Origin of the sequence: Enterobacter sp. RHBSTW-00175 (assembly GCF_013927005.1) — a bacterium.
In the GTDB taxonomy this organism is placed as follows: domain Bacteria; phylum Pseudomonadota; class Gammaproteobacteria; order Enterobacterales; family Enterobacteriaceae; genus Enterobacter.
In genome coordinates this window covers 4338664-4359642 of record NZ_CP055930.1, presented here as the reverse complement: position 1 = coordinate 4359642, position 20979 = coordinate 4338664, and the positions used below count along the sequence as shown (strand labels likewise).

General features: G+C 49.7%; 26 protein-coding genes and 2 pseudogenes. 8 read left to right on the top strand and 20 right to left on the bottom strand.

Features of this window, described 5'->3' with window-relative positions; all coding sequences use genetic code 11:
* Positions 1-363: 363 nt before the first annotated feature.
* From HV107_RS21045 to HV107_RS20985, 13 genes and pseudogenes are all read right to left on the bottom strand, one after another.
* Positions 364-1484 (bottom strand): IS3-like element ISSen4 family transposase gene (locus tag HV107_RS21045; RefSeq protein ID WP_087451024.1). Its coding sequence is split into 2 segments (ribosomal slippage): positions 364-1226 and positions 1226-1484, totalling 1122 coding nucleotides; the frame shifts between segments, so codons are not numbered across the junction.
* Positions 1485-2084: 600 nt separating this feature from the next.
* The gene (locus HV107_RS21040; RefSeq protein WP_182060678.1) at positions 2085-2309 is read right to left on the bottom strand and encodes a hypothetical protein; all 225 of its coding nucleotides are present in this window, start codon (positions 2307-2309) and stop codon (positions 2085-2087) included.
* An 85-nt stretch (positions 2310-2394) separates the two neighbouring features.
* Positions 2395-2940 carry a hypothetical protein gene (locus HV107_RS21035; protein ID WP_182060677.1) on the bottom strand — a complete coding sequence of 182 codons (546 nt, stop codon included), beginning with the start codon at positions 2938-2940 and terminating at the stop codon, positions 2395-2397.
* A pseudogene (locus tag HV107_RS21030) lies at positions 2937-3377 on the bottom strand (lysozyme). The gene HV107_RS21035 and the pseudogene HV107_RS21030 overlap by 4 nt, the downstream one beginning before the upstream one ends.
* Positions 3364-3705, bottom strand: coding sequence for a phage holin, lambda family (locus tag HV107_RS21025; protein WP_014071190.1), 342 nt, complete (start codon positions 3703-3705; stop codon positions 3364-3366). The pseudogene HV107_RS21030 and the gene HV107_RS21025 overlap by 14 nt, the downstream one beginning before the upstream one ends.
* Positions 3706-4220: 515 nt before the next feature.
* Positions 4221-5036, bottom strand: a complete 816-nt coding sequence (locus HV107_RS21020) for an antitermination protein (protein ID WP_182060676.1) — start codon at positions 5034-5036, stop codon at positions 4221-4223.
* Between the two features lie 112 nt (positions 5037-5148).
* A complete protein-coding gene (locus HV107_RS21015) occupies positions 5149-5508 on the bottom strand; it encodes a RusA family crossover junction endodeoxyribonuclease (protein ID WP_182060675.1) in 360 nt (119 codons plus the stop codon).
* Entirely contained in the window at positions 5505-5795 is a 291-nt protein-coding gene (locus HV107_RS21010; protein WP_182060674.1) for a DUF1364 domain-containing protein, read from the bottom strand. The genes HV107_RS21015 and HV107_RS21010 overlap by 4 nt, the downstream gene beginning before the upstream one ends.
* Positions 5796-5797: 2 nt before the next feature.
* On the bottom strand, positions 5798-5941 hold the full coding sequence (locus HV107_RS21005) for a hypothetical protein (protein WP_409050233.1): 144 nt from the start codon (positions 5939-5941) through the stop codon (positions 5798-5800).
* A gap of 62 nt (positions 5942-6003) precedes the next feature.
* Positions 6004-6600: a DUF1367 family protein gene (locus HV107_RS21000; protein WP_182060672.1), complete on the bottom strand. Its 597-nt coding sequence runs from the start codon at positions 6598-6600 to the stop codon at positions 6004-6006.
* Between the two features lie 749 nt (positions 6601-7349).
* Positions 7350-7556: a hypothetical protein gene (locus tag HV107_RS20995; RefSeq protein WP_182060671.1), complete on the bottom strand. Its 207-nt coding sequence runs from the start codon at positions 7554-7556 to the stop codon at positions 7350-7352.
* A gap of 551 nt (positions 7557-8107) precedes the next feature.
* A complete protein-coding gene (locus HV107_RS20990; protein WP_182060670.1) occupies positions 8108-8584 on the bottom strand; it encodes an ImmA/IrrE family metallo-endopeptidase in 477 nt (158 codons plus the stop codon).
* Positions 8585-8586: 2 nt separating this feature from the next.
* Positions 8587-8946, bottom strand: a complete 360-nt coding sequence (locus HV107_RS20985) for a helix-turn-helix transcriptional regulator (RefSeq protein ID WP_182060669.1) — start codon at positions 8944-8946, stop codon at positions 8587-8589.
* 399 nt (positions 8947-9345) lie between these two features.
* Here HV107_RS20985 and HV107_RS20980 point away from each other — a divergent pair, with 399 nt between their 5' ends.
* Complete coding sequence (locus HV107_RS20980) at positions 9346-10341, top strand: SDH family Clp fold serine proteinase (RefSeq protein WP_182060668.1); 996 nt, start codon at positions 9346-9348, stop codon at positions 10339-10341.
* A gap of 88 nt (positions 10342-10429) precedes the next feature.
* Here HV107_RS20980 and HV107_RS20975 read toward each other — a convergent pair whose 3' ends face one another.
* The 7 genes from HV107_RS20975 to HV107_RS20945 form a co-directional block, all read right to left on the bottom strand.
* Positions 10430-10609, bottom strand: coding sequence for a hypothetical protein (locus HV107_RS20975; RefSeq protein WP_182060667.1), 180 nt, complete (start codon positions 10607-10609; stop codon positions 10430-10432).
* Positions 10606-10866, bottom strand: coding sequence for a DUF977 family protein (locus tag HV107_RS20970; RefSeq protein WP_182060666.1), 261 nt, complete (start codon positions 10864-10866; stop codon positions 10606-10608). Before HV107_RS20970 ends, HV107_RS20975 begins: the two co-directional genes overlap by 4 nt.
* The gene (locus HV107_RS20965) at positions 10853-11575 is read right to left on the bottom strand and encodes a DUF1627 domain-containing protein (protein ID WP_182060665.1); all 723 of its coding nucleotides are present in this window, start codon (positions 11573-11575) and stop codon (positions 10853-10855) included. The genes HV107_RS20970 and HV107_RS20965 overlap by 14 nt, the downstream gene beginning before the upstream one ends.
* A gap of 11 nt (positions 11576-11586) precedes the next feature.
* Positions 11587-12273, bottom strand: a complete 687-nt coding sequence (locus HV107_RS20960; RefSeq protein WP_182060664.1) for a replication protein P — start codon at positions 12271-12273, stop codon at positions 11587-11589.
* Entirely contained in the window at positions 12270-13187 is a 918-nt protein-coding gene (locus HV107_RS20955) for a replication protein (RefSeq protein WP_182060663.1), read from the bottom strand. The genes HV107_RS20960 and HV107_RS20955 overlap by 4 nt, the downstream gene beginning before the upstream one ends.
* Positions 13188-13271: 84 nt before the next feature.
* Complete coding sequence (locus HV107_RS20950; RefSeq protein ID WP_182060662.1) at positions 13272-13826, bottom strand: toxin YdaT family protein; 555 nt, start codon at positions 13824-13826, stop codon at positions 13272-13274.
* Between the two features lie 2 nt (positions 13827-13828).
* Positions 13829-14056 carry a YdaS family helix-turn-helix protein gene (locus tag HV107_RS20945; protein ID WP_182060661.1) on the bottom strand — a complete coding sequence of 76 codons (228 nt, stop codon included), beginning with the start codon at positions 14054-14056 and terminating at the stop codon, positions 13829-13831.
* A 103-nt stretch (positions 14057-14159) separates the two neighbouring features.
* Here HV107_RS20945 and HV107_RS20940 point away from each other — a divergent pair, with 103 nt between their 5' ends.
* From HV107_RS20940 to HV107_RS20915, 7 genes and pseudogenes are all read left to right on the top strand, one after another.
* Positions 14160-14552, top strand: coding sequence for a helix-turn-helix domain-containing protein (locus HV107_RS20940; RefSeq protein ID WP_182060660.1), 393 nt, complete (start codon positions 14160-14162; stop codon positions 14550-14552).
* A 430-nt stretch (positions 14553-14982) separates the two neighbouring features.
* On the top strand, positions 14983-15264 hold the full coding sequence (locus HV107_RS20935) for a hypothetical protein (RefSeq protein ID WP_182060659.1): 282 nt from the start codon (positions 14983-14985) through the stop codon (positions 15262-15264).
* A 6-nt stretch (positions 15265-15270) separates the two neighbouring features.
* Complete coding sequence (locus tag HV107_RS20930) at positions 15271-15792, top strand: hypothetical protein (protein WP_259349649.1); 522 nt, start codon at positions 15271-15273, stop codon at positions 15790-15792.
* 319 nt (positions 15793-16111) lie between these two features.
* Positions 16112-16267 (top strand): annotated as a pseudogene (locus HV107_RS27395) (hypothetical protein); the annotation flags it as partial.
* Entirely contained in the window at positions 16260-16424 is a 165-nt protein-coding gene (locus tag HV107_RS27390) for a YdaE family protein (RefSeq protein ID WP_259349648.1), read from the top strand. The pseudogene HV107_RS27395 and the gene HV107_RS27390, both read left to right, overlap by 8 nt.
* 140 nt (positions 16425-16564) lie before the next feature.
* Positions 16565-19852 carry a RecE family exodeoxyribonuclease gene (locus HV107_RS20920; protein WP_182060658.1) on the top strand — a complete coding sequence of 1096 codons (3288 nt, stop codon included), beginning with the start codon at positions 16565-16567 and terminating at the stop codon, positions 19850-19852.
* 11 nt (positions 19853-19863) lie between these two features.
* On the top strand, positions 19864-20979 hold the full coding sequence (locus HV107_RS20915; protein ID WP_182060657.1) for a RecT family recombinase: 1116 nt from the start codon (positions 19864-19866) through the stop codon (positions 20977-20979).

Below are 20979 nucleotides of genomic sequence, written 5' to 3'. Positions count from 1 at the left end.
CCACCAGCAGAGGTTTTAAGGTAATCGACGAAGTTGCTGATAACTTCATCTGGGCCATAGACCGCAAAACACATTGATCCGCAATGTAATGTTTCTGACCGTCCCTCAAGCATAAGCAACTCCTCATGAATTGGGGAGTTTTAATTATGACTTAAAAATCGGTTCGCGTTGTTTGACTCCCTTACCGATTCGCAAATCAGCTTGTATGTCATTCGCAAAGGTACTGCATGAATGCCTGTTGTAAGGCCAACAATCTGCTACCTCGACAATACATACGTTAATATCAAGGCTGGTATCCCTATCAATACAGTTAAAATCATGAATGCAGTAGCCATGACCTGCCCCCACGATTAGATACAACGCTCAGTTAGTAACGTCGGAATCTTCATTCTCAGAATGACCCTTTCTCCAGCCCGCTGCAAATTCAGACGGTGTCTGATAATTCAGCGTGGAGTGCGGGCGGCATTCGTTATAATCCTGCCGCCAGTCATTAATAATTTTCCTGGCATGAACGATATCGCTGAACCAGTGCTCATTCAAACATTCATCGCGAAATCGTCCGTTAAAGCTCTCAATAAATCCGTTCTGCGTTGGCTTGCCCGGCTGGATTAAGCGCAACTCAACACCATGCTCAAAGGCCCATTGATCCAGTGCACGGCAAGTGAACTCCGGCCCCTGGTCAGTTCTTATCGTCGCCGGATAGCCTCGAAACAGTGCAATGCTGTCCAGAATACGCGTGACCTGAACGCCTGAAATCCCAAAGGCAACAGTGACCGTCAGGCATTCCTTTGTGAAATCATCGACGCAGGTAAGACACTTGATCCTGCGACCGGTGGAAAGTGCGTCCATGACGAAATCCATCGACCAGGTCAGATTGGGCGCCGCCGGACGGAGCAGCGGCAGACGTTCTGTTGCCAGCCCTTTACGACGTCTTCTGCGTTTTACGCCCAGGCCACTGAGGTGATAAAGCCGGTACACGCGCTTATGATTAACATGAAGCCCTTCACGGCGCAGCAACTGCCAAATACGACGGTAGCCAAAACGCCTGCGCTCCAGTGCCAGCTCAGTGATGCGCCCTGATAAATGCGCATCAGCAGCCGGACGGTGAGCCTCATAGCGGCAGGTCGACAGGGATAAACCTGTAAGCCTGCAGGCACGACGTTGCGACAGACCGGTCGCATCACACATCAACATCACGGCTTCCCGCTTCTGGTCTGTCGTCAGTACTTTCGCCCAAGAGCCACCTGAAGCGCCTCTTTATCCAGCATGGCTTCGGCAAGCAGCTTCTTGAGTCTGGCGTTCTCTTCCTCAAGCGACTTCAGGCGCTTAACTTCAGGCACCTCCATACCGCCATACTTCTTACGCCAGGTGTAAAACGTGGCATCGGAAATGGCATGCTTGCGGCAGAGTTCACGGGCGGGTACCCCAGCTTCGGCTTCGCGGAGAATACTGATGATCTGTTCGTCGGAAAAACGCTTCTTCATGGGGATGTCCTCATGTGGCTTATGAAGACATTACTAACATCGGGGTGTACTAATCAACGGGGAGCAGGTCAGCCAGCCTCCTGTAACCCAGCCTATACATGTAGAACGACTAAGCAAGAAGGATCAGACAGAGAATCGGTGATAGACCAAGAAAAAAAGTTGTCAATGGTGAGGCATTAAGAACTGATACCACCGAACCTATCCTTTTGACGTGGGTAAATGATTTAAAACTGCACTACAGCAGCTGCGCTTGAAATCAGTAAAAACACAAGGAATAGGATCATCAGCTTTTTCATCTGAAGCCCATATGAAATTAGCGTTAGGCTTAAGAAGACTATCGCTGATATCAGGCTAAAAATCATAAAGTAGCCGTTGAGGTCTTCACTTGAGATAAACATAAGCTTTTAGCTCTTTTCTTAGGTTTATGCAGCATTTATAGGTTTCGTTCATTTTAACTTTACAACATTTCTGACATCAAATTGCTACTTTTCGACCTCTGTTGGTTGCCGCCACCCAATGTCTTTGTTGGTATATTGAATGTCTTATCAGCTATAGGGGATAACCATTATCAAGCCCACCAGCAGATGAGCTTTGTAATGGTTACTGCGCCGGCTGAATATCGATGAAGTATTCTTTGCCCTGCTCGAACTGTTCGAAAGCTGCTGGGTTAGAGATGACCATCTGCAGTTGACCGCTGGGGGTATACTTCGACCAGGCTTCGTTCTCCGTACTGCCGGTCGTTATCGCCATCAGGTTGACGACAGCAGAAGAATTATCTGGCGATTTATTGATGCTGTTACATTGAAATTTTGCACGTACAGTCATTTGGATTCCTCGGTTAGCAAAAAGCCCCGCTATTGCGAGGCTCTGGTTTCTTTCTGGCAGTTCGCCTGCCACGCTTTTTTAAAGCTCACTGGCGCTCTTTTTCAATCTGCCGTATGCCAGCCAGGTTATTGTTGCCCTTTTCAATCACGGCCAGCAGCGGCTTAATCCAGAGAGCAGCCTGACAGTAGGTTATTGAGCCGGGGGAAGTGGCACTATCATTGGCTGTGTCAGTGTTGCCGGTATCGGGGTACATTGCGCTGGCACGTAAACGGTGCGCGTATGCGAGCAACCCACCAGCAACATCAGCAGGAACAGGCAGATCACAGGTTTTTTCACGGCGGAGAATCTCCCGGTATTCGATAACGGTGTTATCGGTGCTGGCATCAATCAGTGAATTGTTGCGGCTGGCGTTTTCGGCTACCTGGTTAAAACGGTTAAAGTTAAGAGCCTGTGTTGCGATAACCGTCCCCTGCAAAGTGTTATCATTTCGCAGAACGTCATTATCACTCTTCAACGTAGCTACATCGGTTCGGCTATTTGCCAGCAGGACACACAGCACGGCAACGACGATAATCACAACCAACAGCGCTATTGAACGCCATGCAGCTTTGATATCAGCAAGGGTAATCACGACAGGAACAGAGCACGCTCCGCCTCACGCCGCCGCGTCAGCCCATTCAGGACTTTGCCACCAGCTTTATTCCAGCGCAGGAACTCTTCAGCAGCACCAGCGTAATCACCGGCGTTGAGTTTCCGCAACAGTGTCGAAGTCGACAATGAGCGAGAGCCGAGGTTATACGTGAACGACACCAGGGCATCGAATTGCTCCTGAGTCAGCCCGGCTTTAACCAGGCGAGAAACATCACTTTCATAGCTTACCAGGCCGGTCTTCAGCAGGCGCTCTGCCGTCTCCTGCTTCATGGTCATTCCGGCGCGGATTTGTTTCCCATCTACAGGCTGAGTCCAGCCATAGCCGATCGTCTAGACGCCTACACTGTCCTGGTAGGCGGTGAGTTTGCAACCTTCGAACTCTTTGATCAGCGCAATGCCTTTATCACTGGTTTGCATCGCCACCTCCGAATCGAGAACTAAACACCCTGCCAGCTACAGCTTTAACCTGTTCAACACCAACAAAGCCCAGCGCTCCTCCGATAGCAATTGACAGAGATTGCGGAAGGTTAAAGTAATCAAGAGCTGATACAGCTGTAAGAGTTAGCGCGCCGCAAATTGAGCCCTCCAGAATCATTTTTTTCCAGCCGCCACCGCCGTAGGCGATCCTCATGGCAGCCATGACTACCGATAGCAATACGGCACCCATCGGCGTTTCACCGCGCCACCAGCTGTGGAGCAGTTCGATAAACTCCGTCCAGGAGTGGGGATCGTTATGCATTTTCATCGTCTCTCACCTCGCTATGTGCGGGTGCTGTGGGCTCTAAAGGGATCAGGCTCTCGGGTTGATTTAACGACAGCACGAAGTGAAGGTTTCACGGAGCCTGAAATAGAAAAGGCCCGCACATGCGAGCCTCTAGAATTCTTTGCCACTTCCCGGAGTGGCCACGCTCATGCCCTTGAGTTCATCACCCCGGTTCGTCTCTGCTCCCCGTTGGCTCTAACCAGTGCGTAATTGGCTCTTACGCGGCGACACCGGTGCTTCTTTTCTTATTAACCCTCACCAGATGCAAAGCTGGCTCTCTACTCGGAGACTCGGGGCAGCATCATGACTGCTGCTTGTAGGTGCGGTCTATCCGCCTAATGACTTGGCATTTTCTTATCCTCCAGAAACGCAAAAGCCCCGCGGTGTTATCCGCAGGGCTTGAAACGAAGGCAGTAACCCATCGTTAGAGAGAAATTAACACAGATTCCGGATATGTAAATAGCTCACGATAAAATATCGCTCAATTAATTCATGCGCTATCGCGTTATCGCATTAAGTTGTGATTCAGCCCATGCCTCTTCAATATCGAATTTCGTGATCAACTGATCGTAGAAGCGCTTAACAGACTTCTCCCAGGTGGCAACACTTATCGCATCTGTTATCTGGCAAACAGCTGCATAGGCTTCTGTTGATGGAATGCGTTCATACCCGCGACCACCGCAGCGCTTGCAATCGGACAGAACCGGTACACCCTGCTTTTCAGTGAGCTCCTGATTCACCGCTTTCCCGCGCCCGTGGCAGTCATTGCAGGCGCAACTGACAACCTTCTTTCCTTTGCAGGCCGTGCACAACACCCTCACCACCTCTTTCACCTGGCGTTTAACCTCGAAATCACCTGGTGACTGCTTAAGGTCTTTTGCCCACTGCGGGAGTCTCATGGTGTAGTGAGATTTCATTGTGAACACATCAGCTTCAATGAACCCCTCACCATCGCAGCAATCACACTTTCTCGTGCTGGCCGCGCTGCGCGAGTAATCCTCAAAAGCGAATGCAGCCAGCTGGTGCATCACCAGCGGTTTAACAGCGGGGTCTAATTTGCGGAGCGCAGCCACCTCATCGCATTTGGTCAGGGCATATTCAGCCAGAAGCTCGATCGCCCTCTCCCGGTCATTCTGGCTAATGCCCATTTTTCCGAGGAACGCGCTATATCCCATTGCAGCTCGCTCCTGTGTCATGCCCATGGCAGCCATGATATCTGTTCCGGTCAGCGAATCTGATGCAGTGGCGCGAGGGGAATCGCTAATCAGAGTTGATTTGGCGAAGTGATATCGAAGAGTATTTTCAAGATTCATGCTGCTGCCCTCTCTGGCTGTTTGGTCTGCTTGTTCTGCCCGTGTTTTGCAATCGGCGGCATATTTGCACGCTTAACGCTTTCTGCCTGGTAACGCTCAATATGTTCTCTGTTCACTTCGCGCATTCCCCGATGATGATCTGCCCTTTTTCACCCCAGACTTTTGTTACCCGGCCATCCCATACGCGGCTGTCGTCGTCGAAGATGGCATCGAGTAACGCCTTTTCCAGGTTGTCTTTGTCCGGTTTCTTCTGATGAGCCTGGCCGTTCAGTTGCGCGCGCTTCTTCTGGCTCCAGCTCTTTGGCATGGGAATAACAAAAGTGACGTGATAGCCGGATTCCGGCAGGCTGATCCCAAGCAGGCGTACTTCATCTTTGAAAGCCCAATATGCTGCGGTTGCCGGACGTTTAGCCCATCGGTCGCGCTGAGTCATGCGAGGTTTGCTGACGGGCGTGATATCGTAAATCTTCATACTTTCACGAGCCCCTCTTTCAGCCAGATAACCTGTGTTCGTGCCATGCCTTCCAGCGCGCACTCTTTCGCATACCCCGCATCGACCAACTGAGTGCGGCGATCAATTTCATCGTGACAGCTACTGCAAGCGATAGCGGAGATCAGGTCTGGGGGTTTAATTCCGGTACCACAGAGGCCAACAATGCGGATATGCGCCAGCACCGATGTCTCCGGGTTACCGTTGCAAACTCCCGGGATGCGGACCTGGCACTCACGTCCGCGAGCAGCTTTGCGTAAGTTAGCCATGCTCACCCCCACATCCGGCTTTGCCACTGGCGGCTGGCGCGCGGCGGATTTTTACCTTCCGGCAGCCTGGCGCTGACCGTCCATGTAACAAAATCGGCGTTAAGACTGCGCTCAACAGCAATCCCACGCGACCGATATTTAGCCATGAGCTCTTCAGCTTGCTGTGTGGTGCACTCTGGGTACTGGAACCAAGTTTCTTTCATCACCATCACCCCACAAAGCTCATCAGTTGCGCGGCTGCGTTCTCTGCTTCTCGCTGGTCCCTGAATGCCCTGGACAATATCCAGCGCCAAAGGACATCAAGTGCCGCTTTGTAGAGTTGCTGGAACTCGGTTTCGTCCATATTGGCGAAGGCAATACTGCGGGGATGTTTGCGAAGAGTGCCATCAGGTAGCTGTATGGCGTCGTAGTAGCCGGATTCGATAGTTACCCAGGCGCGATATGCGTCGAAGGACTTACAGGCGCTGATGCTACCTGTGCGTTTGTCGGCGATGCGGTCGAGGTATTGCTCAGCGGCGTCCAGCAGTGCTCCCTCGTTCCCGCCGTATGAAGCGAGGAATTTGGCGTAGCCGGTAACCAGCTTTCGTTCATTGGATGAGATAGCGCCGCCGGTTGGTTCCCAGTATTCGAAACCGAGATTCAGCAGTGCGAAGAAACGGCGATGAAATGCCGGGTTACGGACCTGTTTGAAGTCGGCCACCAGCACAGCGCCGAGCTTGATTTTTGATTGTAAAAATTCGCTGGTCTCCGGCGTAGCGGGGATCAGGATTCCTGATGATTGCTTGATGAGTTGTAACTGCGCCATGGTGTTCTCCGTGGCGCATCAGGTTAACGGGTGTTCAGTCCGTTGAAATCATGATATCAGAGGGTTGCGTTATACGGTAGCCAAGGCGACGAAGAGATCTGGTTCCAGAAGACAAATTAAAAATACCTTCATCCTCCATTAACGGGCGGCATGACACCATTCCGTTTTGACAGTAAACGAGGTATCGGCGCTCAAGAGGCATAGATCCCATAAGCCTTCCGTCCGAGCGTCGAATAATATCGTACCAGTCTTCTTGTTCCTGACTTTCGTTCACAAACATACCCCTTCTTTGCTATCCACAAATACACTCTTCCGGTGGGGAGAAGTCCCCTCGGCACAACAAAAATAACAAATGCCGCAATTTTCCTAATAGGTTAGCCGGAAGAAAAATTCATTTTTTTACTGTAGCGTTTAAACCATACATCAAATTACTGTATGGATAAACAGTAATCGTGCATTTTGGTTAAGTATGGACATGAAAGGTATCTTTCTGCAATAGCATTCATCTGATTGATTTAAATAAATATTTCAGTTACTTACGCGTAAAAAATGATCGTTACTTTTAACAGCCACCCCCGTCAGAAGTGTCGACTGTAAATACCTGTTCAGTAAGCGTTCGTCAGTAAAGCGGCAAAGGTGTCGATATCGACATAGATTATTTTCTGCTACTGACACTAACGATCATGGTGGGAAGTAAAAAGCCGCTGGGTAAGCGGCCTGTATGAATGATATTCATATTACGAGGAGAGCTAGAGCTTGGTAAGGGTAAGTAAAATATCTTTTTCGTCTTCCTTAACTGTCATCGAAATACCATCTGATAAATGAACGACGGTAGCTTTCCCCTCTTTATGAAACCAAATAATATGTTCAGAGTTAACATAAACAACATGTCCCTGGGGAGTACGAGAACTGCTCGTACCACTGTTAATGTCTTGCGCCGTCAATCTGATAATCATAGAACCTCCACATGTTGAATGGTTATTATATCAAGCCGCATTCTCTTTCATCGAACACATTTCAGGTAGGTTTGCTCTCACTAACGCCTCGGCGAACGGCGGTGGTACTGCATCACCACAGTGGCCAGTTTATTTCTCTCCGCGATTATCACGAACAATGATTTACCAGTCTGGAATATACTAAACACCGGATAAAAAAAACCCGCCGGAGCGGGTTTTGCATACACTGCTATTTAAGCAGCGCTTTTGGTAGAGCATGAGCAAAGTGGAATTGGAAAAGGATGTCCTTTTCTTGCATGACGAATTACACCATCGATACAAACTGAGTAACGAAAGATGATTTCGCATGTTTTACCACACTTGCTACAGGTTCCCATTGCCATAATTCAGCAGTCCCCTGCAGATCTGTAAATCCATACAGATTGCAATAGGCCAGGAGAACAACTACACTTCGTCCGTCAAGAATGAAAGTAGTTATTGGATTGTCTCCATACACTACGGAATGTGTTAGCGCACTTTCCGCCCTTAAAGCCCTGTTAGCGCAGGGCTTTTCACATATAAAAATCCAAAGACATCTGGCTTGTCCGAACTCCAATTGTTTCGAGAACGATCTCGGCGAAAGTATCAGCCTGCCATTCAGCATCTTCTGAGCGTATAGGATTCGAATTAGAAAAGTGCAGAACGGGCTTATGTCCAAGAAGAAGATGGCCTAGTTCATGGAAAATTACTGCTAAGGCATGTTCTTCGCCCAAGCAGGCATTTACATAAATCTTGTTTGGTATTGTGATGGTAAGAGATGCTGGGTCACAGTGACCGATGGTGAGATCGTAAGTTAACGATTCCCACTCTTTGTCATCCATGACATTCAGAGTGATCCCATAACTAGATAATTTTTCGAACAAAACATCGTATCGTTTTCGTTTGCGTTTTGACGATGACATACCGAATGCATTGCAGAAGTTAATTGCTTTAAAAGCTATTTCTTCTTCTTGCATAGGTGAAACTCGGTTACCTCTCATTTGATACATAATCACACCTCTTTGTTGTTAATTTTCTGTAATAACTCAGCAAAACTCTTCAGCTGTTCAGGTGTAAATTGCGACTTCGCAAAACCAGCGACAAGCATTTGTTGCTGCTGAGAAAGGCCATCGATTGGAACAGTTTCATTAGCAACAGCGGCCAATTCTTCAAGCTTTTCTAAATGAACGCCTTTAGAGCTAAAGTAAGAGTCAATTTTTTTGACCCACTTTTGGGGGATCTTTTTGCTTCCTGTTTCTAAGCCACTCAAAAAAGCAGGAGTGGTTTCCAGCTCTTGGGACATAGTTAACAATGTGCTGTCAGTATCTATCCTCGCTTTTCTGACGGCCTTACCGAATTCAGTGAGTGCCATAGTTGATTCCTCAGTCTTGTGGATGACAGGTTGTTACCTGCGGGTTGCTTCGCTTCTATGATGTAAAGATACCAGAACCACAAACAAATTCAACCATTTTGGTTAAAATGATTAACCATTACTATGAGTTTAATTTAGTTATGGGTAAATAAATTACCCAAAAACCCCAGTGAAATTTATATCTATCTGTTTTTCAATGAATTACCGTGTGAAATCTATCATTGTGTGGGACTCGTTTAGCTATAACTACTAGCTCCATGCTGGTGATCTGTGTCCAGGTTAGGAAATCCAGCCTGAAAATATTTAAGTTTTTAGGGACAATTCCGATATCATTCTTTAATGCCAACTATATCAAGGGTGTTTTCCCAGGCTCCCCCTGAGAATCCGTAAGGAAAAGCAATGGAAAATCATGACGTTTATATTTATACAGGTGACATTCATCGGGATGGTTACCAAGATCTCACTAATGCTATAAAGGAACGAAAAGCTCAACACGGCCTAAGAAAAGATGTTATCTTTTGCGTTGCTACTTATGGTGGGGATCCAAATGCTGGATATCGTATCGGCAGGGCCTTACAACACAACTATGACAAAGTTACTTTGTTAGTAGTAGGCCCATGTAAAAGCGCAGGAACATTGATTGCTATTGCTGCTGATAAGTTGGTTATCGGGGACATGGGCGAGTTAGGTCCATTAGATATACAACTGAAAAAAAATGATGAAATAGGTGAGATGAGCTCTGGTTTAGCCATCATGACAGCTCTAGATGCGTTAAAAGATCGCTCTATTTCAGCGTTTAACTCCCATCTAGTTAAGATAAGATACGAAAATCAGATAAGTACTAAGATGTCTGCTGATATAGCGACTAGACTTACTGAAGCTCTCGTTTCTCCTATGGCAGCTCAAATTGATCCAATTAAACTAGGTGAGCACCAGAGAGCAATGAGCATTGCCTTCACCTATGGTCAACGGCTAACGGCCAAGTCCAATATTCTCAAAGAAGGTGCTTTGGGCAAATTGATTGCTTCATATCCATCACATGGTTTTGTGATAGACCGTAAGGAAGCAAAGGAACTTTTCAAATGTGTACAGAGTCCAAGCGGTTTAACCGAAGCGCTCTATGCTTTATTTTGCGATAAAATTCATGATGGTGATATAGCCACTTACGGGAAGCCGAAAGTAGTAGATTTCACCCATGACCCAGATGAAAACGAGGAAGATACTGATGCCAAAGAATCTGCAACCGGAGATGGAGATACTCAACAGAATGTTGGAAAGCCAGATCCAGGAAAGCCAAGATCTGGCAAGAAAAGCGGAACAAGACCTAAACGAGATAAAGCGACAGCTGGAGCCCTACCAGTTCAACAACCTGATGGACAACAACCTGAAGCGTGATCGTTTCTCTCTGTAAATGTATCTTTTAATCCGGCCTAAGGGCCGGGTTTCCTTATCGCTTTCCCAAGCAATTTTATTCTCGAATCTCTCAGTAATTATCTTTCACGCGTACTTCTCCATAGCGAAGCGCCGCAGTGGTGCAGTCCAGCCGTTCAGCCAGGCGCGTGAACATCATCGCCATGTCGATGATTGGCGTGTCGCTGCTCAGCGTGCGCGCGAACTCATGCCCTACTGCGATCAGCTCTTTGTTGTTCAGTGAATCGGTCATTCTGCTGCTCCCCGGTGCGTGAAACGCTCCATGTCAAAGTCGATAACTGCGCGCTGGTCGCGGAAAATGCCGCAACGGCCATGCCGGATAAGTTCACCCTGTTTGATGGCTACCCGGATGTACTTCTCGGCAGTGGAGCGATGTAGGCCAAACATTTCCGCGATATCTTTGGTTGTTGCGCGGCCATGTTTTTTCACCATCTCGATAATCCAGGCGATGAGCAAGCTGCGTTCCTGGTTGGTCTTAGGCCTTGCCATTCTCGACCTCCGCATTTACCAGCTGTTGCATGAGATGTTTATGACGGCCAACTACGCGCACGGCATCGCGCAATCTCTCCAGGTTAGCCAGCTTGCTCTTAGCGCGGCGGATTTCGCGGGAGATAACACGGACAGTCGGCACAACCTGGGCGGTTACGCGCCTTTCAGTGAAAGACGGGATCTCACTGACAATCTTCGCGATGTCCTTCGGCTGAACTGGTTCGGCCAATTCTGGTGCTGCGGTTACTGCTGGTGTAGCTGACGCTGCTGGTTCTTCAGCGGTTTCCGTTGGCGCCATCGGTAGCGACCAGGTAACGCCCTTGCCCTGCCCGTTCTTCACCACCATGCCTTGGCGCTCCAGCGCGCGCATTGCTGAGGTCATGCCGCGCCCGTTGCGGTTCACTGCTTTTGCCAGTGAAGCCGTATTCATGGCACCATTCTTCGCCAGGAGGCTACGAATCACAGCCGGGTCAACAGGCTCTCGCGCTTCACCATGCAGAGCACGATTTGCCGGAGGAACGAAAGCTACACGCTTCGCATCCGTTACGGACCCAAGGAACCAGCCGCCATCAGCAAAATCACACAACCCCTGTTCACGCTGTTCACGCAACATGTTCAGCGCTTCAACAGGCTCAATATCCAGACGCTCAGCCACTTCGCGATAAGTTGCCCGGCCCATTTGCGCCAGTACTTGAATTACGGTTTCCATGAGTTCTCCTGTTAAATCAGACCAGAGTCTTTGCGTTGTTTATATTTAGCCATCAGCATCTCTGCTGGTGTGGGGCCACTCGCTTTTGACGGTGCCGCAATAGCGCGGCGGATTGGGGGAACTGGCTTGCCGGATATAACGCGCTTTTCCCACATATCGAGAATGTCACTGGCTTCACGCTCAAGCTCTTTGTGGCTCAGTTGGCCATCAGTTCCGCGGCGACGCAGCTCGAGGCAAATGTGGTAAAAAACCGGCTTCGGCCAGGGATACTGCTCACTGCTCGGGTACCGAAACACAAGCTTGCGCCACTTCCAGTATTCGGCCATCACATCAGCGACGGTGATCCCCAGCACGCAGCCCCCTTCCCTGCACCACTTGATGAACTGGCCTGGCGAAGGCAGGAATGGTCGCTCCTGACGGCGTACCATGCGCATACCGGCTTCAACCTGCTCCAGATTGGTGATCCCGTTTTCTTTGAAGGCCAGCACCCACTGACGGCGAATCTCGTTCACGTCTTCTTGGCTGCGATTAACCAGGCTTGCCGGAAACGCAGCCGCCAGCTGTACGAATAGCCCGTTGATAATCTTGGCTACCTGTTCAGTTTGCTCACGCTCGGTGTACTGCTCAGGCAGGTTGTGCGCTACACGGTGTGCCTGTTCCCGGTCAAAACTGCGAATGCTCTCTGCAAGATTTTTCATTCCAGCACCCCGTCAATCCAGTCGGTGTTATGCAGGTCGATACCGCCCCGGGAAGGTTTTACCGCTCCGGTTGCGCGCAGCCGTTTGGTGGTGAGCTGATCCCACTGCTTGCGCAAACTTGAAGGGCTCAGGATGTTGTCTTTCCAGAACTCGTCCCGGTTAGCCCACTGGAACAGGTCACAAATTTCGTAGTGCGTGCGCTTGTCCTGGACACGCATCAGCCTGATGGTATTTGCCCATTCAGCCCAGTTGGGTTCGGATAGAGATGCGTTGACGGTGAGAAGCCTGTCGTAAATCCAGCGTGCGGCCTTGAGGTCGTCAGCGGAGCCCCATGATTTACCTGCCGGGGTGTATATCCCGGCGGCAGCTTCTGGATGGCGTGAGAGAAACTTTTCAGTTTTCTGGGTTCGGGATTCGTCAGAATTCCGAGACGAGGATCTTTTAATATTGTTCTTGTTATAGTCTTGGGTGTCTACCGTTTCCGGGAAGGTTTTTCCCGTTTTCGGTAACACTTTTCCCGATTTCGGGAAGACTTTTCCCGTTTTCGGTTTGTCTAAAATCCAGGCAAAAAGATCAGTATTTATACCGACCGTTTTCATTACGCCCTGCTTTTGACTGAAGATGATTTTACGTTCTGCGAGCGATTTGAGCGCATCAGAAACATGCGAATCACTCAGCCCTGTAAGCTCGGCAATCACCGTGTTCGTCACGCGATCCTGCTTCTTGTTCCAGCCGTAGGTAAGCCAGATCACCGCCTCAAAACACTGCCACTCCCGGCCTGACATTCTCAGACGAGGCTTGAGCTGTTGGATCTCGTTAGCGACCTTGGTATACCCGTTCGACAGGTCGGCCATACGACCTCCCGGTTGTTCGGTTCTGTGGGGGAAATTGATAATTTCAGCTGTGTTTGACATACTTAGCTCCGCAATTACACTCCGTTTTTGCACCTGAAAGCCGTTGGTGTTCGAGCACCGCGGCTTTCGCCTTTCCTGAGGCCTTCACATTGCCCCCAGCATCGTTGTAACCATGGCCATTAACGGCGCCACAGAGTCCGGCCCGTCCAGGTAGAAACTGGCAACGATTTTTTCGCTGATTTCCTTCAGTCGCACCTGCTTCGGCGCATTCAGAACAACAGCCTGAAGGGCTTCTGCATCCTCTTTCACCGATCGAGCAATGCGGACAGTGATATCGTCATGCTTAATCAGTCGATCCCGGTACGCCAAAGGCAATGCAGCCATGATTGCCGGCTCCAGCTGCTTTACGTTCTCCCGGTAAACAGCTGAGTCCTCTTTGTTGTCCAGCCAGCGAAACAGCTTCACGTTCCAGACTTCAGGTTGGCCGGTAAGGTCGACACCTTTAAGATGCAACTCTTCAGCCGACTCCAGGATTTGCAGAGCAGCAACCAAACGCCCTTCTGCAGCCGCCCATGCGCGAACAGCCGAACAGATTGCGCGGTGATCGACGGATTGTTTTGCATTAGCTTCCTGGTGACAGTTGAATATCAGGCGTTCTGTGGGTGCTCTGTTACTCTGATAAAAAGAAAGTGTTTGCATGGTTAAGGCTCCTGTTTTGGTAAACCATCGCTGGGATTTGGGTAGAGATCAGGACGCAGCTCATGGGGAGTTACACCAGTGACATGAAAAATCGGAAGTACTCGAGCCTGAGGAACCTGACCCGCATTCCGATTTCTCCAGTGACTAACATTCATGGCACTAGTCGATAAAAGTTCAGCCAATTTTGTCGCACTGCCCGCGGTGGCAATGGCTTTGTCTAATGCATTCATATCTGAGCTCCAATGGTGATGTGATAGAAGTTAAACATTATGTTTATATTAATGTCAACTTTTTGAGCGTTGAGCAAATAAACATTTGGTTTAGAATCTTGTTATGAAAGAGAAAACTCATCAGACAGATCACCCTCAAGTGCGCAGACTCAATGAAATCATTGAGCAAAAAGGTATTTCTAAAGCTGACATGGCGCGTATTTGCGGTGTCAGTTCCCAGTCTGTAAACAACTGGTTCGTGCGCGGGACGATAGGTAAAAGCTCTGCGATTAAGCTGGCGGATGCGCTTGGAGTTAGTCTTGCCTGGCTTTTAGGGCAAGAAGTAGATGAGGTAGGTGGACTTAAAACTGACGAACAGCGCCTGCTGGAGCTTTATCGCCAACTGCCGGAAGAAGAGCAGCAAAACATGCTCCGCATCTTCGCACTTCGCCTGAAGGAACTGGATGAGTTGTATGAAAAATACATGAGTAGACGAATCAAGGGCGACGCTGAGTAGTAGGCATCTGGTGCAAACGACGAGGGACACGATTGAAAACTGGCCTGTTTTTAATTTCTATCGCCGTTCTTTGCTTCACCTTCCTTTTCATCTGGATCGTGCTCATTGGTCCTGTGAATGGGCAGGAAAAGACTTACTTTAAGGACACAACAACTTTTGCGATCGTAGTTATGGCAGTGCTGTTGATAGCATTCGTAGTGGTTACTACGATGGTTTTGTTGTGAAGCGGAAAAGTAAGTTTTTTGAGTTTTATCACCGCTGCCGGTACTTCGAGCTTCGTCTGAATGAGATGGAAAAATTGTTTAGACGGATGAGACCGAAGAGTGGTTTAGGTTCTGATCTAGCATTAGGTTTTCCGTAGTTTTTACTTTAAAAAAACATTAAATATCAGCAAATTAAATTTCACTAAGTTATCCATCTGGAGATTGTAATGTCCAAAGATCTTACGCTCGAGCTTCCACATTTACATGATGTTATTGAATCAAAGAACTTCATTGAAACCAATGCTGATGGTGTTGTTACGATCGGTACCCAAAACAACGGATTTGATGTGTTCAACTTTGTTTTTTTGAATAGCAGTCCAGTAATCGGCACAGAAGCCGGAGAGATTGTTGTAAAGGGTATGCAGAGGACCAAGGTTGTATCTATTACATTAAGCAAACAAAAAGCTCATGATTTTTACGAATCGTTGAAAAGTATGTTTGAGGAATAGCCTATTATGGATGTGGCTCAATCTGCTGTTAACGAAGGGAAATTACTGATTGCTTACTCAGATCAGAGTGGGTCTACTGTAGGTTTAGAGTTTTCAGCGGTAGCTTCAAGTCAGGCAACATTACTGATGGGGGCTTGCAGTTTTGCCGCTTCGGATAAACAAAAACGGATTGTCACATCAGTTGGAATGGATGATACTAAGATCATTCAAACATCAACTGAAGATGGAGGTGACGACATGGAAAAAAGAATATCGATTCTTGAAATTGAAGTTGCCCACATCAAAAAAGATGTAACTGAGATAAAAACTACTGTCTCTAAAATTGACACAACTGTTAACTCCTTAGACAAAAACATGGCCGTGGTGCTTGAAAAGCTCTCATCAATCAAGGATTCTCTTGATAAGAAGCCTTCTTCAGATGCCATTGATAGAAAAATCACTGAAGCGAAGCTTGCAATTTTGTTGGGCGTACCTGCAATTATTGCAATTGGCACAGGCATCTATAAAGCCTTTAAAAATTACTTGTAATTTAGACCCGGCCACTGCGCCGGGTTTTTTATATCCTTACCACCAGCTCCGCGCCCAATTCCTACCACGAACTCCCCAATCCCGACCTTTGCGTCGGGATTTTTTTGTCTCCTATCATGTAACGCCCTCCCATAAACCCAGGAATAAACTTTTTGTTTAATAAAATATACTCATAATGTTGACACCGGTTTAAACATTGTGTTTAATCATTATCACCAAGACGCACCACGAACCACCCAGGCATGGAGCCCACGAAGTAGCGGCCCGGCGCATACGAAGACCGGGATGAGGTGGAGAGAATAACGCGCATCAGGTGTAAACGTTCCGCTGGCCGGCGATAAGGCAAACGAGGGTGAGAATGATTGATTTCGCACGCAAACCAGGACGGCAGCAGGCCGTTAAATTGAACTTCTTTGAGGTGATTCTTCGCCGCTTGTGCTACCTGCTGGCGCAAAAGGGGAATCCAGATGTGTAACTCGACGAAATGCGGGTACTGCGGCAAACCGGTTGAACCGGAGGAAGTAGTCAACAGTACCCTTCTCTATCGCAACGGCTCACAGCTGGCGCGCAAAGAAAAAGAATACTGCTCTGAACGTTGTGCTTCGTACGACCAGATGGCCCACGAAAGCTAACGTAAAAGCCGCGCAAGGCGGCCCGTACGTCCGGTGCTCCCGACCAAAGTTACACCGGAAAACTACTTAAAAAACCAAAGTTCACCCAATGGGCGCTATCTCTGGCCCGGGGATCTTACATCCAAAAAAGAGGATCTCACATGGAATTTTTCTATGTAGTCAAAGCCACGCAGAAATCCGGCAAAGATGATGCCGTAATCTGGTTCACTGCTAAATCTGAAGCCCGCGCGAACTTACAGCTCGATGTAGAGCTGGAAGATGGCGGCATTGAAACTGGCCGTGGCAAGGACTATCAGAAGCCGATTCGTACCGATTTCCCGGTATATAACGACCTTCCTGATGAAAGCACCGTTGATTATTCATGGTGCAAACGCTACGAGCTGGACGAAGACCAGCGTACCTGGAAAATTAAACTGCTGGCGGATGACGCGCAGCATGATGAAACCGCCAATTCTGATGTTGTGACTGGTAAAGACGGCACCATCGTGGAAGAAAAACCGGCATTACTCCGCCCGGTATCGCGCCTGCGTCTCCCGCAACGCCTCATCGCGCACCTGATTAATGACACTGAAGAAAAGGAAATCAGCGAAGAGCAGCATATCCAGATCGGACAGATGGAAAGCGATGATAGCAACCAGTACTTGCAGAATCTGTTACTGGCAGCATCTAACGTTCCTGATATCAAGGAGCTTTCCGCCCATGTTGAGTGGAACCTTGTGAGTGCAATTAAACAAGTGTTCCAGCGTGACCAGGTTTATACCGTCAGTTCATTCGAAGAGTTTATGACCGAATGGGCCAGCGCGCCTGAACACAGAACCCTCACCACTCACAAATGGCTTTTTGATAAAGAGCCAGAAGTTGTTGTTAAGGGTGAAAGCGCCCCATCCACAATCACGCCTGTGCTTGTTACCGTGGCAACCCTCCCCCTGCGCCAGCGCATTCTTGCCCAGTTTATTTCTGATGAATATGCATATCACATCGATGCAGAACAGAAGAAAACCATCCAGGAACTCGAGCTGGATGTTGATAACAGCTATGTGCAGAACCTGCTGCTGGCTGCTGAGAACGTGGAATTCTTCAAGAATGCTTCTGAGATAGACATCTCACGGGTTGTAGCCGCTCTGAAAACCGTCTTCCCGGTTGAAGGGAAACGGACTGAGCTGTCTCTTGTCATGCGGTTCATCCGGATCTGGTTTAACACAGAGCACATCGATCGCGGCATCCTGGTTCGCGAGTGGGCTGCCGGCAATCGCATTAGCAATGTTCAGCGCACTGATTCCGGTACCAATGCAGGCGGCGGAAATAAGACAGATCGCAACCCAGAACTGAAACATGATCTCGACGCTCTGGATTTGGAAATAGCCCTGGCTACCCTTTCAGGTGATTTTAATATCTACGATATTCCCGGAGCCCCGTATCGTCTTGCGAAAGACATCGTATCCGCTAAAGATAGTCCGTTTAAAGAGTGGTCTGCGGCCCTACGTAACGTCCCCGGCATTCTGGACTATTCACGCGCCGCTATCTTCGCGCTCATCCGGAATGCTCATCCTTCGTATTACCTCAATGCCGCACGTCTCAGCGGATACATAAATTCGAACCTTACAGAAAGTAACCATGAAAATCCGACAGAAGAGACTCTTGTCGCGGCACGGCACGCACCAGAAGTCAGTTGGGAAAATGAAATTAACCAACAAATCGCTTCCGAAAAAACGGAAGTAGCCGATGACGTCAGCACCCAGGGTGCAGCCAACCAACCGCAGGTTGAAAATCTCGGTGGCGGCATGTTCTCCATTGATGGCCTGATGAACGAAAACCAATCAAAAAATGATGACCGTTCACCAGAACGAGAGGAGACCACCAGCGATGTGCAGATGGAAACGGCTCAGTCAGAGAAAGTCGAAGTTATTGATGCGATACCAACAGGCGAAAGCGCTGATGCAGCTACTCCGCAAACAGTTACCGTAGCGCCGGCAGATATTCTGGCCGCAGCGGCGCCAAGTCTCGCTAACCAGGAACAGGTGGATGTTAACCAGAAAACGGATTCTGTCAGCCAAAACAGCGATTCTGTAAAACTGAATGCGCCAGAACCGGTACAAAACGAGCCAGAAGTAAAGCTGAACGAACCAGTACCCGAATACCCAGCGTACTTCGAGCCTGGCCGTTATGAGGGTCTGCCAAATAACGTCTATCACGCCGCCAACGGCATCAGCAGCACGCAGGTGAAAGACGCCCGGGTGAGCCTGATGTACTTCAACGCGCGGCATGTGGAGAAGACGATCCCGCGTGAAGGATCCAAAGTGCTGGATATGGGCAACCTGGTGCATGGTCTGGCGCTCCAGCCGGAAAACCTCGACGAGGAGTTCAGCGTAGAGCCGGTTATCCCTGAAGGTGCATTCACCACCGCTGCAACCCTGAGGGAGTTCATCGACACCCATAACGCCAGTCTTCCGGCGCTTCTGTCCGCCGACGACATCAAAGCGCTGCTAGAAGAATACAACGCCACCCTGCCGCCGCAGGTGCCGCTCGGTGCATCGCTGGAAGAAACAGCTCAGAGCTACATGACGCTGCCAGCTGAGTTCCAGCGTATCGAGGCAGACCAGAAGCAGACTGCTGCCGCGATGAAGGCTTGCATCAAAGAATACAACGCCACCCTGCCGCCGCAGGTGAAAACGAGCGGTAGCCGTGACGCGCTGCTCGAGCAGCTGGCAATCATCAATCCCGACCTGGTAGCGCAGGAAGCACAGAAACCGGTACCGCTGAAAGTCTCCGGTACCAAAGCCGACATGATCCAGGCGGTGAAGTCTGTTAACCCGGATGCTGTATTCGCTGACGAACTGCTGGATGCGTGGCGCGAGAACCCGGGCGAAAAGATTCTGGTTACGCGCCAGCAGCTCGCGACCGCCCAGGCTATTCAGTCGGCCCTTCTGGCGCACCCGACTGCCGGGATGTTGCTCCAGCATCCTAGCCGTGCTGTTGAGGTTAGTTATTTCGGCTTTGACGAAGAGACCGGGCTTGAAGTGCGTGTGCGCCCTGACCTCGAAATCGACCTGGACGGTGTGCGCATTGGCGCTGACCTGAAAACCATCAGCATGTGGAACGTTAAACAGGAAAGCCTGCGCGCCAAGCTTCACCGGGAAATCATTGAACGCGATTACCACCTGAGCGCGGCCATGTACTGCGAAACCGCAGCGCTGGATCAGTTCTTCTGGATTTTCGTCAACAAAGACGAGAACTACCACTGGATCGCCATCATCGAGGCATCAGCTGAGCTGCTGGAGCTGGGAATGCTCGAGTATCGCAAATCCATGCGCGCCATCGCTACCGGATTCGACACTGGCGAATGGCCAGCGCCTATCACCGCCGATTACACCGACGAACTGAACGACTTCGACCTGCGCCGCCTAGAAGCGCTGCGTACTCAGGCATAAGGGGAATGACGATGGAAAACATGAATATCGTAACTGCGGAGCAGCAGGCTCCGAACACTATCTCTGCCAGCAATGCCATCTTCAATGTGCAGGCGTTAACACAGCTACAAGCCGTTGCCGGATTGATGGCCCAGGCAGCAGTTACAGTTCCTGAACATCTTCGCGGCAACCCTGCCGACTGCATGGCCATCATCATGCAGGCAATGCAGTGGGGGATGAACCCGTACGCGGTGGCGCAAAAAACGCACCTGGTCAACGGCGTGCTGGGCTACGAAGCGCAGCTGGTAAACGCGGTGATCTCCAGCTCCAACGCCATCGTAGGCCGCTTCCATTATGAGTACGAAGGCGACTGGTCGAAATGTGCCACCAGCCGTGAGGAGATCGTTAAGAAGCCAGCGAAAGGCGGCGGTACGTACGACAAGAAAGAGATTGTGCGCGGCTGGACCAGTGCTGATGAACAGGGCCTGTCGGTTCGCGTAGGCGCAGTCATTCGCGGCGAAAGTGAAATTACCTGGGGCGAGCCGGTATTCCTTTCCAGCGTGATTACTCGCAACTCCCCACTGTGGGTATCGAATCCGAAGCAGCAAATCGCGTACCTGGCCCTGAAGTACTGGGCGCGCCTGTACTGCCCGGCAGTAGTTCTGGGGGTGTATACCCCAGATGAAGTTGAGCAGCGCACAGAGAAGGAAATTAACCCAGCACCAGCCCAACGCGTGAGCCTGGCTGATATGAAAGGTGACGCCGTAACAACCACTCACAGCGTGCAGGAGTCGGCAGCAAATATCGATGGCCTGGCCGAAGAATTCCGGGATCGCATTGAGGGTGCCCAGGATGTAGATAACGCCAAAGCGGTGCGTGCCGACATCGAGAGTACCAAAGCAACACTGGGTTCCGCCCTGTTCACCGAGCTGAAAAACAAAGCCGTTAAGCGATATTACCTGGTGGATGCACGCAACAAGGTTGAGGCGGCGATTAACTCCCTGCCCCAACCAGACGAGCCGAATGCAGCAGAACGGTTCGCGGAAGCCGAGCGCGTGCTTGCATCTTCAAAGCGTCACCTGGGCGACGAACTGCACGATCAGTTCAGCATCACCATGGCAGATATGAAACCGGAATATGTGGCCTAA

Excerpts from the sequence above, each read along its gene's own strand:
- HV107_RS21040 (WP_182060678.1), bottom strand. The coding sequence starts at position 2,309 with ATGACTGTACGTGCAAAATTTCAATGTAACAGCATCAATAAATCGCCA.
- HV107_RS21025 (WP_014071190.1), bottom strand. The coding sequence starts at position 3,705 with ATGAAAATGCATAACGATCCCCACTCCTGGACGGAGTTTATCGAACTG.
- HV107_RS21020 (WP_182060676.1), bottom strand. The coding sequence starts at position 5,036 with ATGAATCTTGAAAATACTCTTCGATATCACTTCGCCAAATCAACTCTG.
- HV107_RS21015 (WP_182060675.1), bottom strand. The coding sequence starts at position 5,508 with ATGAAGATTTACGATATCACGCCCGTCAGCAAACCTCGCATGACTCAG.
- HV107_RS21010 (WP_182060674.1), bottom strand. The coding sequence starts at position 5,795 with ATGGCTAACTTACGCAAAGCTGCTCGCGGACGTGAGTGCCAGGTCCGC.
- HV107_RS21005 (WP_409050233.1), bottom strand. The coding sequence starts at position 5,941 with ATGGCTAAATATCGGTCGCGTGGGATTGCTGTTGAGCGCAGTCTTAAC.
- HV107_RS21000 (WP_182060672.1), bottom strand. The coding sequence starts at position 6,600 with ATGGCGCAGTTACAACTCATCAAGCAATCATCAGGAATCCTGATCCCC.
- HV107_RS20995 (WP_182060671.1), bottom strand. The coding sequence starts at position 7,556 with ATGATTATCAGATTGACGGCGCAAGACATTAACAGTGGTACGAGCAGT.
- HV107_RS20990 (WP_182060670.1), bottom strand. The coding sequence starts at position 8,584 with ATGTATCAAATGAGAGGTAACCGAGTTTCACCTATGCAAGAAGAAGAA.
- HV107_RS20985 (WP_182060669.1), bottom strand. The coding sequence starts at position 8,946 with ATGGCACTCACTGAATTCGGTAAGGCCGTCAGAAAAGCGAGGATAGAT.
- HV107_RS20980 (WP_182060668.1), top strand. The coding sequence starts at position 9,346 with ATGGAAAATCATGACGTTTATATTTATACAGGTGACATTCATCGGGAT.
- HV107_RS20975 (WP_182060667.1), bottom strand. The coding sequence starts at position 10,609 with ATGACCGATTCACTGAACAACAAAGAGCTGATCGCAGTAGGGCATGAG.
- HV107_RS20970 (WP_182060666.1), bottom strand. The coding sequence starts at position 10,866 with ATGGCAAGGCCTAAGACCAACCAGGAACGCAGCTTGCTCATCGCCTGG.
- HV107_RS20965 (WP_182060665.1), bottom strand. The coding sequence starts at position 11,575 with ATGGAAACCGTAATTCAAGTACTGGCGCAAATGGGCCGGGCAACTTAT.
- HV107_RS20960 (WP_182060664.1), bottom strand. The coding sequence starts at position 12,273 with ATGAAAAATCTTGCAGAGAGCATTCGCAGTTTTGACCGGGAACAGGCA.
- HV107_RS20955 (WP_182060663.1), bottom strand. The coding sequence starts at position 13,187 with ATGTCAAACACAGCTGAAATTATCAATTTCCCCCACAGAACCGAACAA.
- HV107_RS20950 (WP_182060662.1), bottom strand. The coding sequence starts at position 13,826 with ATGCAAACACTTTCTTTTTATCAGAGTAACAGAGCACCCACAGAACGC.
- HV107_RS20945 (WP_182060661.1), bottom strand. The coding sequence starts at position 14,056 with ATGAATGCATTAGACAAAGCCATTGCCACCGCGGGCAGTGCGACAAAA.
- HV107_RS20940 (WP_182060660.1), top strand. The coding sequence starts at position 14,160 with ATGAAAGAGAAAACTCATCAGACAGATCACCCTCAAGTGCGCAGACTC.
- HV107_RS20935 (WP_182060659.1), top strand. The coding sequence starts at position 14,983 with ATGTCCAAAGATCTTACGCTCGAGCTTCCACATTTACATGATGTTATT.
- HV107_RS20930 (WP_259349649.1), top strand. The coding sequence starts at position 15,271 with ATGGATGTGGCTCAATCTGCTGTTAACGAAGGGAAATTACTGATTGCT.
- HV107_RS27390 (WP_259349648.1), top strand. The coding sequence starts at position 16,260 with ATGTGTAACTCGACGAAATGCGGGTACTGCGGCAAACCGGTTGAACCG.
- HV107_RS20920 (WP_182060658.1), top strand. The coding sequence starts at position 16,565 with ATGGAATTTTTCTATGTAGTCAAAGCCACGCAGAAATCCGGCAAAGAT.
- HV107_RS20915 (WP_182060657.1), top strand. The coding sequence starts at position 19,864 with ATGGAAAACATGAATATCGTAACTGCGGAGCAGCAGGCTCCGAACACT.